The sequence below is a fragment of the Zoogloea oryzae genome, assembly GCF_030161255.1.
GTDB classification, from domain to species: Bacteria; Pseudomonadota; Gammaproteobacteria; order Burkholderiales; family Rhodocyclaceae; genus Zoogloea; species Zoogloea oryzae.
In genome coordinates, this window is record NZ_BSPX01000290.1 from 362 (window position 1) to 679 (window position 318).

Annotated in this window: 1 protein-coding gene; it reads left to right on the forward strand. The window is 64.8% G+C overall.

Annotated elements, in window-relative coordinates:
• Positions 1-318 (forward strand): hypothetical protein (locus QQK25_RS23450; RefSeq protein ID WP_284190117.1); only part of this gene is annotated, 318 nt, incomplete at both ends.

Sequence of the window (318 nt, forward strand, 5' to 3'; positions counted from 1 at the left end):
GTTCTTCCATCTGCCCGACGGTGCCAGCGCGGAAACGATGCTGACGCTGCGCGATCAATTGCGTGCCCGGTGGCCGGCTGCGTTGATCGTGCCGGCGGGAGCGGCGCCGCAGGCGCAACCGGTGATGCCACCTCATCCCGCAGCTACATGGATTGCCTGCGGAATCTATCTGCTCATCCTCGCCTGGTTGGCGTTGCGGCCTGTGCAAGGTCCGCTTCGTCCCTGGATCGAGGTGGCCGGTTGTCTTGCAGGGCCGCTGTGGCTGGTGATGGGTCTGCATTGGGGTTTGCGCCCTACTCCGCTGAGTGTGGTGGCATT